1 protein-coding gene is annotated in these 941 nt (G+C 59.4%); it reads right to left on the reverse strand.

Features of this window, described 5'->3' with window-relative positions; all coding sequences use genetic code 11:
- Window positions 1-631: hypothetical protein (locus ACB035_RS20445; protein WP_371168032.1), on the reverse strand; the 631-nt coding region annotated here is incomplete at its 3' end.
- Window positions 632-941: the final 310 nt, after the last annotated feature.

Raw genomic sequence — 941 nt, forward strand, 5'->3', positions numbered from 1 at the left:
CCGGCCAGCCGGACAGGGTGTCGTTGCGGCGCATCCCCCGCGCGTCAAAGTCATACCTGCCTTTGTAAAAGACCTTCTCGGCACTGTTATAGCAGGAGTGCGTGCCATCCCCCCAAAAATACATGGTCTCATTGCTATTCCAGGGGGTGAGCGCGATGGGGGGGGGCACTGGCGGATTCAGCCGGGCCTGACTGACGCTGCCATCGAGGTTATCCTTGTTCGAGTCATGCCAGCCAGGGTGCTGGGGGGCCGCCGCCCGGGTCCGCACACACAGGGTCTTGTTGGCTCCTCCACCAATGGCGCGCACCCGCAGGGTGACCCGATTGGGCTGCGGATTGACCGCTTCATAGACCCACGGGGCCGTGCCGGAGGGGACCGCCCCCCTGGGCAACTCACTCCCCCCCACTTCAGCCAGGCAGACCACCTTGCCCATCTCGTCAGCACTCAGGTCGTAGTCTTGATGCAGGGCTAAATCCCGCGCCCTGACGGTCACAGCCAGGTCGATAAATTGACCTGGCATGATGGTGCCGCTGGCCGGCGTTACCTCCGTGTTCATGACCCACACTTTTTTCGGCAGGGCATCGCCCTCCGCCGTCACATGCTGCGCTTGCGCCTCGTTCGCCTCTTGCACCTCAGTAGCCTCCTTATCAAATTGATAAAGCACCATTATTACAACCAGCGCTCGCAATACGGCACACACCCTTTCACACATGTTCATGTGGATTCACACAAGTTAAGTGAGCACCCGCACCCATGTGTATTTATGGCAATTTGTGTGGAGATAAAAATGGGGAGGATATGAGACGCTTCCAGGCCGCAGGTGCAGCCCCGGCTCACCTTGCGCATGTCTATGTACTGCGTGCCACTCGCCGCACCACAACGACAACAACGCGGCAATTTACCCCAATAGGCAGATTGCCGCCCATCGCATTCGTTACCCA

The sequence above is a fragment of the Aeromonas sp. S12(2024) genome, assembly GCF_041402305.1.
Taxonomy (GTDB): domain Bacteria; phylum Pseudomonadota; class Gammaproteobacteria; order Enterobacterales; family Aeromonadaceae; genus Aeromonas; species Aeromonas veronii.